Source organism: Spartinivicinus ruber, from assembly GCF_011009015.1.
GTDB lineage: Bacteria > Pseudomonadota > Gammaproteobacteria > Pseudomonadales > Zooshikellaceae > Spartinivicinus > Spartinivicinus ruber.
Map to the genome: position 1 here is coordinate 6,082,505 of NZ_CP048878.1, position 17,617 is coordinate 6,100,121.

Genomic DNA, 17,617 nt, shown 5'->3' on the forward strand with positions numbered 1-17,617 from the left:
TAGAATTGGTGATTAATATAGAAGTATAAAGCTAAAAACTGATGGATTATCATCATCACTTTACAAGCATGCGTAGATAATTTTTTACTTACGCATGCTTGTAATTGTATAGATTATTTACCTTCAATTTGGGGTGGCGGGTCTATACGCTCAACAACATAATCTATTAACTTCAAGTTATTATCAAGATTAATTAACAGACCATCTCCACCTTCATTTATATTTTTAGGACCAATGAGAATCTGGTATCCATTTTTTTCTTTATTGATAGTAACGGTACTATATCGAAGATCAATTTTTTCACTGACTAACCCAGCTGGAAGTTGGTAGACCCATTCAACTGACTTGATGTGATCATTAAAGTTAAAGTACTCAACGTCCATTATTTTTCCTACTCTATAATATAAAATACTAGGGCCTTTTCAATCAAGAAGCGCTTTTTCATTACGCTCAATAATTTCATCGATAACACCTTTTTCCTTTAGGCTTTCAAGAATTTTTTCATATTGAGAAAAATACTCAATGTATTTTGATTTTTTAGACATAGGAGCAAACAAAAACTGACTGAGGGTCTTCAACAATAGGAACTTTAGTATAAACTGCATACTTTTCTCTTTCATCATTGTGAACAGCAGCCATCATTATATCAAATCGACCAGATTCAACTGCTTTTTGACATCGTTTCCAACTTCCCCACCGACGAAAACTAATGGAAATGCCCATTTTCTTTTCAAAAACAATAGTTAATACTTCAGGAATAATTCCTGCTAACAAGTCTCCTTTCTCTATTACAAAAGGCGGGTAATGAACACTGCAGGCCATCATACCTTGATTTGCATGCAAGTTTTTTGAAAATATAAAACATATCCACGAAACACCTGCACTTAACCGCTTCATAACTAGGCCTATCTTTAATAATTACAGATAGTTCAATATATTAGTCTAATAAACTAAGCTTTGTTGTATTGCTTATTAATCACATAGAGGATGGAGAGATATTGGTTTAGCTCTTTTGATTTAAATATTAGCTAATTGGGTGTCAGCTTAGATTAGAAGCTACTTGCTAAGGTTTTGTCAGAAAGGGAAGAGTTGACATTGGTATTACCAAAAGACAAAAAAAAGCCCTAACAATCGGGGAAGTTAGGGCATCTAAGAAATTCCATAAAGTTAAGGAGTGTCTTAACGGCGGCAATCCTATCAAATTAAATCAAAGCCCGTATCAGTACTTATACATAACAGCACTTCGGAAAACGCCTATTCTGTATATACAAAGCCTTTAAATACAGATAGTTAAACTCCATTTACCTGATATAAGTTTTTAAACTTTTTGTAAGAAAACTCACAGGAAGCTACTTATTTTATGAAGCATGCAACTAAGCGAATCGGTGTATTCGGTTCTGCTTTCAACCCACCAACCCAAGGCCATGCCAGTGTTATTGAGCAGGCAGCCAATGATTTTGATCAAATTCTACTCGTACCCAGTGCCGCTCACGCCTTTGACAAAGAAATGCTGGGTTTTGCTGAACGGGTTACTCTGTTGGAAAAATTTATCCTCCAGTTTAAAAATCTGCCCTGTCAACTCAGCATCTACCCAGTAGAAGCGGAAATGTTACAACAGCAGCCAGACAAACCTGTGTTTACTTATGACCTATTGGATAAACTAGAAAAAAACTATCAGGCAAGCGGTCAACAGGTGCAACTGAGTTTTATTTTAGGACCTGATAATATGGCCCCAAACACCTGGAAAAAGTTTTATCGAGCCGATGAGATTAAGCAACGCTGGGCGTTATATCCTGTGCAAGAACAACAGCCTATCCGTAGCACTAATGTAAGAAACCTACTTGCAACAGGCGCAACCCAAAAAGAATTAACCGGACTATTAGCCCCTGAAGTGGCTGAGTATATTTTTAAAACAGGTTTCTACCAATCACATCAAGTATAATAAGGTAATTAAATTTATGGCCAAACCAAGTTTTAATCTACAAGATACTGAAATTATTCTGCAAGACCGTACTTATAATGGCTTTTTCAAAATTGACCACTACCAGTTAAAGCATCGATTATTTCAGGGCGGCTGGAGCCAACCACTGTCTAGAGAAGTCATGGTCAGACGTCCAGCAGCTGCCGTATTACTCTTCGATCCTTACCATGATCAAGTCATTGTAGCAGAGCAATTCAGGGTCGGTGCTTTGGCCGCTAATGACAATAATCCCTGGCTAACAGAAATTGTTGCCGGTATTATCGAAGCAGGAGAAACTGCAGAAGATGTAGCCATTCGTGAAGCCAAGGAAGAGGCCAACTGTGATGTACAACAGCTTTTACCTATTTGTGAATACTATCCTAGCCCTGGTGGCTGCTCTGAAAAACTTCACCTGTTTTGCGGCATTATAGATACCTCGGTTGTGGTTGAAGGTGTGTTCGGGTTGGCAGAAGAAGGAGAAGATATTCGCGTAAGCTGTATCCCGGCAAAGCAAGCCATCACTATGCTGGCCGATGGGCGAATAAACAACGCTGCTGCAATTATTGCTCTACAGTGGTTGTCCCTAAATAAAACAGATATTCAGGAGCGCTTTTGCCAGAAATAAAGGTTCTATGAGGTAACAGATGCGATTCAAACCCAGCCTAAAAGCCAGTTTATTACTTAGCGGTATACTTACCATGACTGGCTGCAGCACACTCTCTCTAACCAACCTGTTTGGTAGCGACAAACTTGCAGCAGATGCTAACTGGGTTTTAGTTCCAGTCGCCAACTTCTCCCCTTCTTCTGATGCCGATGAGCAAGTTGAAAGAATGGTGACTGTGTTAACTCCTGCGATCGGCCTAAAAAACCTCAACCGCCCACCTGATCCTGAAATAGCCTCTGAAACAGGTTTGCTCGATGATGCCAGTCGTATCCAGGCAGCTAAAGAGTGGGCTAACCAACAGGACTTTCAATATAGCTTAACGGGCAAAGTACTCTCCTGGACAGATGCCGATGCAGACATCAACCAGCCTGCAATGATTAGTCTCACTTTGGAAGTGTACGACCTTAAAAGTAACGAGCTACTTTGGACCATCAGTGGAAGCAGTGAAGGCATGCGCGGCCAATCAGTATATGAAATCACCCGCCCTCTAATTAGCTCCTTGCTTGTTAGCCTGCCCTTGAATACGAATGAATAACTGTGGTCCATTTTCAAGAGCGATGTTACAGCAAGGACGCTAAACTTATTAAGTATCACTCCGAACAGGAGCTACTTATCTATGCTATATGCAAAAAAAGATGAGACAGGGCTGATTGTCGCCATTTCTCAACAAAAAGAAGGCGATGAATGGAAACCTGTTTCTTTTACTGACGATACAATGCGAGAGTTTTTGGCTCGCAATGAAGATGAAACATTGAAGCATCAGATTTTAGAAGATGCCGATGCGGACTTTATAAGGGTTTTAGAAGATATAATCGAGCTATTAATCAACAAAGAGGTTTTTCAATTTACTGAATTACCAACACCAGTTCAGGAAAAACTGCTAAGTCGACGTTGGTATCGAGAACATTCCAGCCAAAGACAACCATCTAACCTAATGGACGATAATGAAGGCTTAATTTAGTATTTTTTATTGAAAAACATCCCATCGTTTTTTTTGTCCTTTTGTTACGGCTTTAATTTCTCCCACTACTCGGCGGTTCTTCTTTTTATCAAGCTCAGCCGCAATGGTCATTAAAGGCTGCATAGCCCCAACCGTATGCAGTTTTATTCGGTTTTCCTTAATTTCAAATTGCGTAATTAAAATTTTTTTAACTGTTTCAGCACGAGTTAACGCTAGCCGTTTATTTTTTTGGCTATTACCTAAGTTTTCTGAGTGTCCAGTAAGTGTAATTTTAGCGGTAGGATATTTTCTTGCAAAAATAGCAAGCTGCTGTATTTGCGATACTTTTAAAGTTTTTATTTCAGGGGTGTCAGGGTAAAAAGGGATAACTACTGTTTTTTTTATTGTTTTCATGCCCTCTTCAGGGCAACCTTGATTATTAACTGCAAACTGGCTATCGGTATTAGGACATTGATCTCTTGCATCAATTACCCCATCACCATCTTTATCTCCCAAGCCTTGATGTACTATTGGTTCAGTATAGCCTCGGGAGTATTCATCTAACATGCCTGCCATTAATATGGCAGGAGGTAATAGCCAGCCGCAAAAAAAACGCCAGTATTGCTTTTTAGTAGCCGTTAGCGGGTCCATTCGTTTGGTAATTTAACATTAAGTGCAGGTAACAACTGCCCTGTTGCATTAAATACTCGATAGCGCGACAGTAGCTCATCATAATCTGCTTCAATAAAGGCTTGTCTGGCCTGGAACAGTTCATTTTCACTATCCAATAAATCCAGCAAAGTACGTTTGCCAATATTAAATTGTTTCTGATAAGCCGTTACTGTTTGTCTGCTTGAATTAACGTGTTGTTTTAGTGAAACTTTTTGCTCATTTAAAAATTGATAAGCATTCCAAGACAGTTTTAAGCCTTCTATCACCTGACGATAGGCATTTTTCTTAACTGCTCTCGACTCTTCAACCCGGTAAGCCGTCTCTTCTTTTCTTGCTTTATCAGCAAAACCATTAAATAAATTATAACGCATCCGAACCATAGCAATTAAGTCATTATCTCTGCCATGAACGCCATCGTTATCCCGATCCCAAGCCTGGTCTACTTCAAAGTCTACCCTTGGCATAAATGGGCTTTTACTGGCTTCATACTGAGCTTCAGCCGCTTTTATATCATAATCGGCAGAAACCAAAGTGGGATGATTTTCTGTCGCTTGTTTAATTGCAGATTGCAGGTTAACAGGCAAAAACTTATGATTTGGACTAGGAACAATCATTTTAGCTGGAACCATATTAACTACCCGAAAAAACTCGGCTTCAGCATCCATTAAATTGTTTTTTGCGTTAATTACATTAGTTTGTGCTCTAGCACGACGCCCGGTAATTTGGGCTAAATCTGAGCTACGAGAAACGCCAGACTCCGCTCTTAATCGAATTTGCTGGAAAATCCGATTGTGCGTTTTCAGGTTACGCTCAGCAAGCTCCAGTAATTTTTGTTTTTCTAATACATTTAGATAAACTTCTGATACTCGAAGAGCAACGTTTTCTGCTGTTGAGGTTAAGGTCGTTGCCTGAGCCAGATTTTCATTAGTGGTTCTATCCACTTCATTAGAAGTGGCAAACCCATCAAAAATCATCTGTCGTAGTGATAAAGATAACTCGCGCCGAGTAAAATCAGTATTATCTTCACCGCTTGCTCGCGTGCCAGGGGATGACTTACGTTGATGACCAATACCTGCAGCCAAGTCTAAGGAGGGTAAATACCCAGACTTTGCCGAAGTGATTGCTGTAGATCCTGCCCGATAGCGTTGCAAGCTAATTAACGTTTGCGGGTTGGTATCCAATGCTTTTGCTACTGTCTCTTCCAAAGTGGCTGCCATATTAGGCATCGCGTAGCACAAAAAAGAAACAAGTGCTAATGGTTTTCCAGTGCGAACAAACAATCTCACGATGTAACGCCCCCAAATTATTTCTCTAAAGTTACATTATTTTTTAGCAAGGTAATAACAAAGGTGCAAAGTATATCAAGCTATTTTTTTGTGTTAGTCAGCAAATGTTGGATGATTTCCACTACTACTCCCTTACTTTGCTCCCACCCTAAACCTGGCTTGAGTTTATCATTATAAAGCACTTTCAATAGTGTTTTATCCAACGGCGTCAACTCATCAAAAACACTTTCGTCATTAAATACAGTTGGAAATAGCTGATCATCATCATTTGTCAGCCCCATTATTTGAGCCATTTCTTCAGCAACACACCCTGGCAAGCGAGCAACAGCTCGCGCCGTATCTGGCGGGATATAAATTGCTGCTTGCTGAATCACCCAATCCTGCTGAGTTACTTTAATTTGAAAAAAGCACAAGCTTTTCGACGCCACATTCAACAGTGGTATTCCACCACCGTTTTCAACAATTATATTAGGAATCTTAGTAGAATGTGCAAATACTATAATGACATTAGCTTCATTTTTTTCTTGAGTTATTGTCAACGAATGCCCTGTAATTTTTGCAAGCTCTTCTGCCTGAGCTGTAACAAGCTGAGTTTGTATATCTTTAAAGCCAACACGACTATCAATGTAGATTTTTATAGGGCTTTGCCACTTTCGCAATGGCACCTCTTGAGGGGGATATTCAGAGTAAAAAGCCGTACGCTTAAATGCTGCCGTTAAATATTCTAGGTCTTGCCATGAATTTATGTCATTTGCATGACACCGAGATAATAAAAAGTAAAGCCCACAACTGGAGACTATTGCGGGCTTAAGCAAACACAAAAAAAATTGCCAGTAGTTAAAGCGAGATACTTCACTGGTCAATGATTAGTGTCCCATCATTTATCATATTCTGAAGAATTGTGTGTGAATCAGCTGTACCGTATTGGCTAGACAGGTCTACATTTTCCAACACTACTTTCTGTACAACTTGATCATCCCCCGCGGGGCTTACCTCAATTGTAGTAGATTTGCCATCAATGTTTATTGCTAAGTAGTCATCAATTGTATCTACATTCTCACCTTCAAGCAGATCTTTTAGGTTAAGAATATCTTCACCTTTATTAAAATCTGTTATGTGATCTTCTATCGGTTTAGCGACAGTTCCACTAGCAACCGCATCTTTGTTCCAGATAAATTGATCAGCACCACCGCTGCCCGTCAGGCTGTCACTGCCTGCACTTGCAAAAATAATGTCATCACCGGCATCACCCAAAATTGCATCATGACCTGAACTACCTGAAACAGTCGCCCCCGGTTTAACTGCATCTGCCCCATTCACTTCAATATTAATCACTTGCAGTGTTGTTGCTGCTGAGCCATTTTTCTCACTACTTGTCGCCTGTATTACCAAACTGAAATCTTGATCACCACTATAGTGTTGGGTATCCAAGAACAGGCCTTTTAGTTCTGCTTGCTTAAGCGTCCAACTGCCATCGTTATTATTGGTTCCTGCTGACAGCTCAATGCCTGTAGGCACCTGACTGATAATGACATCCCCTAACGTTTCAGAGTCATCAGTCACCGCCACTTTTATATCCAGAGAAATTGTTGAATTGTGCAACTCAACATTCCTGACACTTTGCGTATTGTTAGAGCCACCGGTGCTCGCAGTAAAACCAAACCAGGCTTCTGCACTCCCACCCAAGTCCTTGTTGACGATATCTCGTACAATTGAGTCAGTTATCTCTTTTCCTGTTGTTTGGTTAGTAAATTTATAGGTTATACGTTGTTCACTGGCATCCCAGGTTATTTGAACATCATGCCACTTACCATCTTCAATATTGTCTAGCTGCTGAAGAGTAGTAAGCTCTTTATCATGTTTTACATATCCTCCATTTACAAAAGCTGCATGATCCTCATCATGGTCAGTCTCATTTTTCCAAGTATCAAACTCCACTCCAAAACTGTTTTCCAACCCTTCAAATCCGAGTCCTCCACCTGACTTGCCTACCGCCTCAATGCCTTTTTCATTATTCTGCAAAACAAAAACAATACCATCAGCCCCATCACTATCTTTGTTACCAAAGTTCAGCTGGAAATTTAAAGTAAAATCTTTGGTTAAATCGATTTTCTCTTCACTCCAAGCTGTCCCATGCTTATTATTTTCCTCAGCTGTCAGCTGGATAGAGCCATCTGGATTATTGACGGCGTCTTTTAACGCATTAAACGTCTGGGTGTTTGAACTAACAGAAAGTGCTGGCGCATCTGCAACAGCGATAACATCAATTGTTGCTTTGGCTTCAATAGAGTATTTGGTTGAGGTAACTGTGAACCCAAGCTCTACATTATCTGCTGCATAGTTTTTATTGGGGGTGAATGTCCATGTGCCATCACCATTGTCCACCACCCCCCCTACAGTAGGGTTTGTTAATTTCAGATCAGTTACACTAAAGCTGTCACCGTCAGGGTCTTTGGCATTTGCCCACAGATCTGCTGGTTTGATAATAATACTGCTGTCTTCATTGATGGCAGGTAATTCCACATTGCCAACCGTAGGCGGCTCATCAACATCAGTAATATTAATCTGTACTTCGCTGGTAGCAGTATTACCCACATCATCAGTTGCAACTACATTCAACCGATCTGTGTTATCACCATTTTCAAAATCCAATAAGTTTGCTGCAGCGCCTTTATTAGTAAGCGTAATCCCTCCGGTATTTTCATCTAACTGGAAATAGCCGTCGTCGCTGGTTTGGGTACCATTAGCAAAGCTGTATGTTACGTTGCCAGTGTCGTCTGATTTAACCTTACCAACCTGCGTCCCTACTTGACTGTTTTCAGGCAAATCAAACTCATGATTAGTAAAGGGGACTTGGTTATCAAGTGTGATCTCTGCTGTTTTGGCAGAGCTGGTATTGCCAGCAGCATCTGTAGCAGTCGCATCAACGGTGATCTTACCGTTATTAAATTTACTTAAATCAACTTCTTTACCTTGTAGGGTCCAGCGCCCTTGATCATCAGTCGTCACTGTCGCTGTCTTGGAATTACTGCCATCACTGAGAGTGACTGTAACTTGGCTATTCGGCTCGGAAGTTCCTTCCACCAACACATGGTCATCTTCCTGTGCATTAACAATGTTATCGCTTTCAATGGGAGTGGCAATGACAGGTGGAACTGGATTAGAACCAGTTGCTGGGGGTGTACTAGGATCTGTAGTTCCAGGATCAGTTGTTGATGGCGTGCTAGGGTCTGTAGTAGAAGGTTTGCCAGTAGTGTTTGAAGGAATTGAAGTTAATGGGTCATTCGCTTCACTACTCTTCATTTTTTCAGAGGCAGTATCAGGGAAAGCACTTTCCTTCAAAGTGTTTTCATCATTGTGCTCAACCACACCTACTGAAGCTTCAATGCCACCAGTACCAAACCCTGTATCTGAAATAGTTTCATGGCCATCTCTAGCCATTTCCACTATCCCATTTGTTCCTTCTGATGGGGAAGCTTGCTGTATACCTGCAGCAGGTTCTTTTGCTATTTGTGAGGGATCAGCCCCAGCCTGAATTGCACCATGAATCGTGCTTAATTCTGTGGCAGCCTCATTAGTGATATCCATAGAGTCTTGCTGAGAGGGAATAACATCATCCGATAGTACCGTTTGGTCATGAGGCCCCATGTTCAAACTAGAGCCATCAGAAAACTCAACCAATACTTCTCCTGATTTACTGACAACTTTTTCCCCTGGATAAACAGGATCGTCTATTTTCAAAGTCCTTTCTGCACCTGTTGACGAAACAGCAAGAGATTGCCCCGTCAGTTTTTTTACAAAACCTACAGGATTTTGGTCGATATTCGCTTGTAGTTTCGTCTGCTCAGCCACAACACACCCTTAATTAAATAAACAGTTAAAATAAAGTGTGATTTTTATAGAAAAATGGAATTAGTCACAATTGTACAACGGTACGAGTCGCACAAATTCAACAAAAAACAGGCGATTTTATAAATATTTGGCGTTTTGGAATGCTTTTTGAGCAATTCAAAATAGACAGGCAAAAAAGGGTAGGCACTAAAAACAAAAAAGCCGGCATTACGCCGGCTTTCGATAATGACCTGCTACTGGTCAATAACAAGGGTTCCTTCTTGAATCATGTTTTGGATGATATCGTGGGAAGTTCCACCCCCATACTGGGTAGATAGATCAACATTATCCAAGACAATTTTTTGATAAACCTGCCCATCACCTTTAGGGCTAACATCAATGGTTGTAGAACCACCACTGAAGTTTAGAGTTAAAAAGTTATCTATATTCTGAGGATTATCGCCTTGAAGTAAGTCTTTTACATTCAAAATATCTTTATGTGCTTCAAAGTCAGTGACATGATCAACCTGAGGGTTGCTTGGGTCTGCTGCTGGAACAGGTATTCCTGCATCAAAAGTATCAAGCTGCCCAGAGTCGTACCGCTGCCAAACAAATTGATCAGCTCCATCTCCACCAGTCAAAGTGTCATGCCCAAAGCCACCAACTAATATATCATCTCCCGTTCCACCTGATAGAAAGTCATTTCCTGCTTGGCCTAGAATGGTGTCATCACCTCCCCCTCCAGCAACAACATCATTTCCACCTTTTGCTGCATAGATATCAGTACCCTCTCCAAGAGTAATATTTTGTACCGCATCGTCCCCTTCCTGGTATGTAAAATCACCTGCAGGCTCCAGTCCTGGCAATACGTTAACATTGATACTACTTGCTGTCTGACTGGTACTGCCTGTAGAAGGCTCAGTGGCTGTTGCCGTTATGTTAAGGCTAAAAATGCCATCATAATCACTAGGAGGGGTTAGCGAAAGATTTTGTAAATCCCAACTTGTAACATCCAGTTGTCCACCACTGTATGTAGCACTATTTACTCCATCAGATAATTGAGTACCAGTCGGCATACCATCTAGATGAACTGTTTTCTGTTCACTAGGATCAACTGTACTAACATCAACCCCTGGAATTTTAATTGTGCTATTTTCATAACCTATCGCTTGGCTACCACCTTTGGTTTCAACAATTTTCAAATCATCAAGATAAGCTCCCCTTCCCTGAACTTGAGGTATACCTGCGATACGAAACTCTAATTGTTGAGCCGTTCCATCTCCTGCTAAAGTGTAGGTAAATTTTTCCCAGGTATTTACAGCCGTTTGAATATCTCCTCCATCTCTGGCAATTGTATCAATCAGCTTTCCACCCCAAAGCACTTCTATTTTAGTAGCCGTTTCATCAAATCCTGGCCTTGGTGAGTAGTAAAAAGATAACTCATATTCAGCCCCTGACTCGGTATTGATGTCACGAAAAATATTCAGCGCATCAGGTAGAGCATCTGTAGGATCTGCATTTAGCTCAATAAAGCTAGACCCTGAATGCGCTTTATACTGAAGGTCAGCACTGTCTGTCCGCCAAAACTCTATTTTGCTATTACTATCGGTAGACCAGCCATCAACCGTATCAAGGAAGGTCCCTCTCGAGCCAGCAGGGATAACTACTGATGGATCTTCAAAGCTTGACTCAAAAATTGTTGTCACTTGTTCTTGAGTCATGTTTATAGCAGGCGTATCGGCCTGAGCGGCAATATCAAAGGTTATCGTATGGGCATTACTGTTATCACTGCCATCACTTACTTGATAATTGAAGTTGGCAAAATTATCACCGCTAGCATTACCATCAGCTTGAAAGCTTAACTGATTAATATCACTGGTATTAATCACTTGCCCTGCTATAACAGGGGTACCATTGAATATCAAGGTACCATTGGTAGGTAAGCTGGTAATGGTAATTGAACTTAGTGCATCGCCTTGCTCATCAAAATAATTACCTTTCGTTGCATCAGTAAAGTCTGCAGGGCTAAAGGTATATGTGGTTAGTCCACCTGGTGCCGTAGACTCATTTAAATCGATGGTAAAGTCATTGGCAGTAGGCACATCAGCTTCCGGCAACACAGTCACAGTAATAGTCTGAGAGTTAGCCGCCTGATCATTGTTCAGCTGCTCAATAGATGTTGCTTTGAAGTTAAGATCAAAAGTGCCATTAAAATTAGCAGGTGGTTTAATTGATAAATTGCCAAGATTCCAACCCACACTTATATCCGCAGCAGTATTACCTGCTGTTGCGGTAAAAGTTTTACTACCATCGGTTAATACAGAGCCTTCAGGGATATTTTCTAGAGTCATCACTAATGACTCGGAGCCATCCACATCCACTAAAGCTGCATTTAAATCAACCAGGTCGATGAAAGTATCTTCGTAGCCGGTGTTGCCTGTTACTGTGTAATAATCCATGCCTGATGGGTTATTCACATACACCAGACCACCATCATCCACAGCATTTTCAGCAGCCTCTAGTGTTTGATAGGTAAAGGCTTGAGATAATGGCTGTAGTGCTTGTCCCTGAATACCTAGCAATAGATCCAAGTTATGAAGACTTCCCTGGTCATAATATTCCAAGTTAAATGAGTAAACCCCACTGTTCGCTATTGTAAAATTACTAGTGGCTCGTACATCAGTGAAGCTGTCTTCATACAGAACTCTCTCGCCACCAATATCAATTGCAATTCCATCATCATGTAAAGCACTTAAATCATAAGTACCCGCCTCAAGGTATATAAAGCCTTTCAAATTTATAACCGCATGAGAAGTATCACCAGGGTCTGCGCTCAGTGAAGCTGCATCCTGCTTCAAAAACTGCTGTAGCGAGTTACCTGTACCCAGGCTATCAGTGCCTCCAGTGTAATTAACAGTGGTAGAAACAAAGGTAGCATCAGGATTATTGTTAGCAATTGTGTCTGATACATTGCTTAAATTATATGCACCAACGGTCGCGCTAACGCCATAATACTCACCTAGTAACCCATTCCCTGGCCCCATTGCTGGATCACCAATATTTAAGTTTGGTATGTCTGCGTCTGGGATAATATCAAGCGTTGCGGTACCGTTTGTTGTTAGCGATCCATCAGAAACAGTAAAACTAAATGGAACATCATCACCAGAATAGTGCTCAGTAGGCGTAAAGTTCCAAGTACCATTGCCATTGTCAACCAACGAGCCATATTGTGGGTCAACTGAAAGGCTGGTAACAGATAACGCATCACCATCCGGATCAGATGAGTTAGCCAGCAAATCAGACTGGTTAATAACCAGCACATTATCCTCAAGCACTTGTGATAGCTCTACATCACCCACAATTGGCGCCTCATTCACATTAGTGAAATTGACTCCCACATTACTAGCATCCGTTAAACCACCTTCATCGGTGACAGTTACAGTGTAACTTGGAGGGTTATCAGTACCATTGTGAACAAACTGAATTTCACCATTCGTAACCTGAGCTTGAGTAAAGCTTGTGACAACTGAGCCATTACTCACCAACTGAAACTGGCCATTTTGAACATTACTAACAGTAAATACTAAGTCAGGATTATTGGTTTCCGGGTCTGTCGCGGCTAGATTTGTGGGTTGTAGAGTAACAGTCTCTCCTTGATCAATATCCAGTGTATTAGTAGTAATCGTCGGTGGCTCATTAACATCAAGAATGTTAATAGTCAGCTGCTGGCTTGACTGATTTCCAGCACTGTCACTCACCACAACATCCAGCGTATCAGTATGAATACCGCTCTCGAAGTCTAGTAGACCACTAGTTCCTGCAGTGTCTGCTCCTGCCTGCGTTAGGCTAATTTGACCTGAATTAGGGTCAATGGCGAAGTAACCATCCGGGCTAGTTAAACTGCCGCCCTGGAAACTATAAGTCACGTTGGTCACATCAGATGAAGCCACAGAGCCAACAACAGTACCTGCTGGGCTATTTTCACCAATTGAGAAATTATCAGGAGAAGTAATGGTTGGCGCACTGATATCAATCGTTAGCGGCTGAGCAGTGTTAGCCACATTGCCTGCCGTATCCACCGTAGTCGCCGTAATATTATGCGTCCCTTCTGGTAAGGTCGTTGGGGTATGGTCAATGCTCCAAGCACCGGTTCCATCTGTTGGGACTGTGCCAATTGAAGTGCCATCAATAAAGACTTCTACCGTGCTATTTGGGTTATCAGATGTACCTGAAATTACCAAGGTTTGGTCATTGGTAATAAAATCGGTTGGGTTGCCGGAATCATCGGTAATGCCCGTGATATCGATGGTCGGAGCCGTAACATCAATGGTCAGTGGTTGAACAGTATTAGCCACATTGCCTGCCGTATCCACCGTTGTCGCCGTAATGTTATGTGGCCCTTCTGGCAAGGTCGTTGGCGTATGGTCAATGCTCCAGTTACCACTGGCATCCGTTGTTACTGTGCCAATCGAAGCGCCATCAATAAAGACCTCGACTGGACTATTCGGGTTATTCGAAGTACCTGAAATCACCAACGTTTGGTCGTTGGTTATAAAGTCCGTTGGGTTACCGGAGTCATCGGTAATGCCCGTGATATCTATAACCGGTGCCGTCACATCAATAGTTAGTGGCTGAGCAGTGTTAGCCACATTGCCTGCCGTATCCACCGTAGTCGCCGTAATATTGTGTGGCCCTTCTGGCAACGTCGTTGGGGTATGGTCAATGTTCCAGTTACCACTCGCATCCGTGGGTACTGTGCCAATCGAAGTGCCATCAATAAAGACCTCGACTGTGCTATTTGGGTTATCAGATGTACCTGAAATTACCAAGGTTTGATCATTGGTAATAAAATCGGTTGGATTACCGGAATCATCAGTGATGCCTGTGATATCTATAGCTGGTGCCGTCACATCGATGGTTAATGGCTGAGCGGTATTAGCCACATTACCTGCCGTATCTACCGTAGTCGCCGTAATATTATGTGGCCCTTCTGGCAAGGTCGTTGCCGTATGATCAATGTTCCAGTTACCACTCGCATCGGTGGGTACTGTGCCAATCGAAGTGCCATCAATAAAGACCTCGACTGTGCTATTTGGGTTATTCGAGGTTCCTGAAATCACCAACGTTTGGTCATTGGTAATAAAATCCGTTGGATTGCCAGAATCATCGGTAATGCTGGTGATATCAATAACAGGTGCAGTAACGTCAATCGTTAATGGTTGGTCTGTCGTCACCTGTTGGCCAGAAGGGTCTGTACTGGTCGCAGTAATATTGTGTGGCCCTTCTGGCAAAGTCGTCGCCGTATGATCAATGCTCCAGTTCCCATTGGGATCAACGACTGCATTGCCAATAGATACTCCATCAATAAATACTTCAACAGTATTGGCCGGATTATCAGTGGTACCTGAAATTACCAGATTTTGATCATTAGTAATAAAGTCAGCTGGTGTGCCACTATCATCTGTAATTGCCGTGATAGAGACTGCTGGTGGCGTTAAGTCAATTGTTAACGCTTGATTAGCCGTTGCTGGATTACCTGCCACGTCAACTGTCGTTGCTGAAATGTTATAGGCACCTTCTGGTAAGGTTGTCGCCGTGTGATCAATGCTCCAAGCACCGCTGGCATCAGTTGGGACTGTGCCAATGGAAGTGCCATCAATAAACACTTCTACTGTGCTATTTGGGTTATTTGAAGTACCTGAAATCACCAAGGTTTGATCAGTAGTAACAAAATCCGTTGGGTTGCCTGTGTCATCGGTTATAGCGGTAATAGCAATGACTGGTGCAGTGACATCAATTGTCAGCGGTTGATTAGCATCTGCAGTGTTGCCAGCAGGATCAGTACTGGTTGCAGTAATATTGTGAGGGCCTTCTGGTAAGGTTGTCGCCGTATGATCAATGCTCCAGTTACCATTGGGGTCAACGACTGCATTGCCAATAGACACTCCATCAATAAATACTTCAACAGTATTAGCTGGATCATCAGTGGTACCAGAAATCACCAGATTTTGATCGTTAGTAATAAAGTCAGCTGGTGTACCACTATCGTCAGTGATCGCAGTAACAGTAACGGCTGGTGGTGTGATATCAATTGTGAGTGGCTGAGCAGTTGTCGCTGTATTACCTGCTGTATCTGTAGTTGAGGCAGTAATATTATGCGGACCTTCTGGCAAAGTCGTTGGGGTATGGTCAATGTTCCAGTTACCACTCGCATCGGTGGGTACCGTGCCAATCGAAGTGCCATCAATAAAGACCTCGACTGTGCTATTTGGGTTATCAGAAGTACCTGAAATCACCAAGGTTTGATCATTAGTAATAAAGTCAGTTGGATTGCCTGAGTCATCAGTAATCCCTGTAATGGCAATAGCTGGTGGCGTAACATCAATGGTAACAGGCTGGGTTGTGGTAGCTTGGTTACCAGCGGGATCGGTACTAGTAGCCGTAATTGTATGTGGCCCTTCGGGTAATTGAGTAGCCGTATGATCAATACTCCAGTTACCATTTGGATCAACCTGAACAGTCCCAATTGGTGTACCATCAATTTGTACTTCAACGGTGCTGTTCGGCTCTGAAGTACCCGAAATGACCAGGGTTTGGTCTGTGGTTATGTAATCGGTTGGGTTTCCGGTGTCATCTGTTATTTGAGTAATATCAACCGTGGGTGCAGTGGTATCGATAGTAATTGGAAACTCTGTCGATGTACCTGTGTTACCAGATGAATCCGTGACTGTGGCCGTTATTGTATGGGGCCCTTCAGGCAAAGTTGTAGCCGTATGATCAATGGTCCAGTTACCGTTTGGATCACTAGGCACAGTGCCAATAGAAGTGCCGTCAACAAACACTTCAACGGTGCTATTAGGCTCAGCAGTACCACTAATTTCAAGGGTTTGGTCTGAGGTAATATGGTCAGTTGGGTTACCAGTGTCATCGGTAATAGCGGTTACCTCAACACTAGGCTGTAAAGTAATATTGGTGGTAGCTGTTGCAGTATTGTTATGAGGGTCTGTACCAACCGCCTGAACAGTGATGTTACCAGACTTCAAAGGCGTTAAATCAACCTCATTACCCGTTAGCGACCATTTGCCATTAGGGTCTGTGGTAACTAGCTTGCTAACAACCTCACCATTTGTTTCATCAATAAAACTAACAACCACCTTTGTATTAGGCTCAGAAGTACCGGAAACTAATACATCGGTCTGTTCAGCTGCATCAACAATATTATCCACCTCAATGGGGCCATCGATGGTTATAAAAGTTGAAGTGTCAATAATGTTGATAGGTGCTTGAGTTGGGGGTGAGGTATTGCCGTTTTCATCGGTGGTTGTCCCTGTTGCAGTAATCACTCTACCAGTAGGAAGAGGATCTGTAGGGGTTACTTTCCAGAAACCATCAGGTCCGGCTTTTGTAGTTAATATTTGATTGCCTACCAGTAAAGTTACGTTACTATTTGGTGTGGCTGTTCCTGTAATATCAGGTGTTGCGTCATCGGTTGGCCCAACCGGATTAATAACCAGGAATGGTACAGATGGACCGAGGTTTGCCGCAGCTATTTCTGCTGAAACACCAGCTGCAACATCACCCACTTCACGTTCAATTGCTGCGCCTGTTAATCCTGCAGGCCCGGTTGTATCAAAACCAGCATCAGCAATAGTTTCGTGAGCATCACGAGCGACTATCATGCCCCCTTCAGAGCCTTCACTATGATCAATAGTGGCTGCTGCTCGTTGGCCTGATGTACCAGCTGCGGTAGCATCAGCTACTTGAGTGGGGTCTGCCCCTGCCTGTAATGCTTGTTGAATAGCGGAAACATCTGTAGCAGCCTCTTCTGCATCTGCTACTTCATGCTTTTCAGGAATGACATCTTCATCTAATACGGTTGAATCTTCAGGTCCCATATCCATAGAGGAACCATCATTAAACTCAACCAATATTACCCCTGATTTATTAACTATTTTTTCGAATGGATAAACAGGGTCACCCACATTTAAATCACGAGTTGCTCCTGTTGACGATACAGCTACCGCTTCGCCAGTTAGTTTTTTAACAAATCCGATTGGGTCTGGTGTAATATTTGTCAAATTATCCATTTCATTTGCCATCAGTCGTCTCCGCTACTACAGGATAAAAAAACCTGTGTAATTTTTAGGCTAATAACAAATATGTCACAATGGTACATAGGTACTAATCACACAAATTTACCGACATACCGCAACATTTTTTAACCAAACGCGAAACAAGTAATAATATTTAAATAAAAAAGAAAT

At 42.0% G+C, this 17,617-nt stretch carries 12 protein-coding genes; 4 read left to right on the top strand and 8 right to left on the bottom strand.

Going from position 1 to position 17,617, the window contains the following annotated elements; genetic code table 11:
• Positions 1-113: 113 nt before the first annotated feature.
• The 3 genes from G4Y78_RS27480 to G4Y78_RS27485 are packed head-to-tail and all read right to left on the bottom strand — an operon-like array spanning position 114 to position 897.
• A complete protein-coding gene (locus G4Y78_RS27480) occupies positions 114-383 on the bottom strand; it encodes a hypothetical protein (RefSeq protein WP_163836132.1) in 270 nt (89 codons plus the stop codon).
• Positions 384-422: 39 nt separating this feature from the next.
• Positions 423-545 (bottom strand): hypothetical protein, encoded by a 123-nt coding sequence (locus G4Y78_RS31470; RefSeq protein WP_268935031.1) that lies wholly within the window; start codon positions 543-545, stop codon positions 423-425.
• Positions 538-897, bottom strand: a complete 360-nt coding sequence (locus tag G4Y78_RS27485; RefSeq protein WP_163836133.1) for a transporter substrate-binding domain-containing protein — start codon at positions 895-897, stop codon at positions 538-540. Before G4Y78_RS27485 ends, G4Y78_RS31470 begins: the two co-directional genes overlap by 8 nt.
• Before the next feature lie 463 nt (positions 898-1,360).
• On the opposite strand from G4Y78_RS27485, the gene G4Y78_RS27490 reads away from it, so the two are divergent.
• The 4 genes from G4Y78_RS27490 (at position 1,361) to G4Y78_RS27505 (ending at position 3,585) form a co-directional block, all read left to right on the top strand.
• Complete coding sequence (locus G4Y78_RS27490) at positions 1,361-1,942, top strand: adenylyltransferase/cytidyltransferase family protein (protein ID WP_163836134.1); 582 nt, start codon at positions 1,361-1,363, stop codon at positions 1,940-1,942.
• A 16-nt stretch (positions 1,943-1,958) separates the two neighbouring features.
• On the top strand, positions 1,959-2,585 hold the full coding sequence (locus tag G4Y78_RS27495) for an NUDIX domain-containing protein (protein WP_163836135.1): 627 nt from the start codon (positions 1,959-1,961) through the stop codon (positions 2,583-2,585).
• 19 nt (positions 2,586-2,604) lie between these two features.
• Positions 2,605-3,159: a hypothetical protein gene (locus tag G4Y78_RS27500; RefSeq protein WP_163836136.1), complete on the top strand. Its 555-nt coding sequence runs from the start codon at positions 2,605-2,607 to the stop codon at positions 3,157-3,159.
• 81 nt (positions 3,160-3,240) lie between these two features.
• Positions 3,241-3,585 carry a hypothetical protein gene (locus tag G4Y78_RS27505; protein ID WP_163836137.1) on the top strand — a complete coding sequence of 115 codons (345 nt, stop codon included), beginning with the start codon at positions 3,241-3,243 and terminating at the stop codon, positions 3,583-3,585.
• A 6-nt stretch (positions 3,586-3,591) separates the two neighbouring features.
• Here G4Y78_RS27505 and G4Y78_RS27510 read toward each other — a convergent pair whose 3' ends face one another.
• The 5 genes from G4Y78_RS27510 to G4Y78_RS27530 all read right to left on the bottom strand — a co-directional run bounded on the left by G4Y78_RS27510 (position 3,592) and on the right by G4Y78_RS27530 (position 17,440).
• Positions 3,592-4,215: an OmpA family protein gene (locus G4Y78_RS27510; protein WP_163836138.1), complete on the bottom strand. Its 624-nt coding sequence runs from the start codon at positions 4,213-4,215 to the stop codon at positions 3,592-3,594.
• Entirely contained in the window at positions 4,203-5,522 is a 1,320-nt protein-coding gene (locus G4Y78_RS27515) for a TolC family outer membrane protein (RefSeq protein WP_222937599.1), read from the bottom strand. Before G4Y78_RS27515 ends, G4Y78_RS27510 begins: the two co-directional genes overlap by 13 nt.
• An 80-nt stretch (positions 5,523-5,602) precedes the next feature.
• On the bottom strand, positions 5,603-6,385 hold the full coding sequence (locus tag G4Y78_RS27520; RefSeq protein WP_163836139.1) for a DUF2927 domain-containing protein: 783 nt from the start codon (positions 6,383-6,385) through the stop codon (positions 5,603-5,605).
• Positions 6,375-9,374 carry a retention module-containing protein gene (locus G4Y78_RS27525; protein ID WP_163836140.1) on the bottom strand — a complete coding sequence of 1,000 codons (3,000 nt, stop codon included), beginning with the start codon at positions 9,372-9,374 and terminating at the stop codon, positions 6,375-6,377. The genes G4Y78_RS27520 and G4Y78_RS27525 overlap by 11 nt, the downstream gene beginning before the upstream one ends.
• Positions 9,375-9,607: 233 nt before the next feature.
• Positions 9,608-17,440: a retention module-containing protein gene (locus G4Y78_RS27530; protein WP_163836141.1), complete on the bottom strand. Its 7,833-nt coding sequence runs from the start codon at positions 17,438-17,440 to the stop codon at positions 9,608-9,610.
• Between the last annotated feature and the right edge of the window lie 177 nt (positions 17,441-17,617).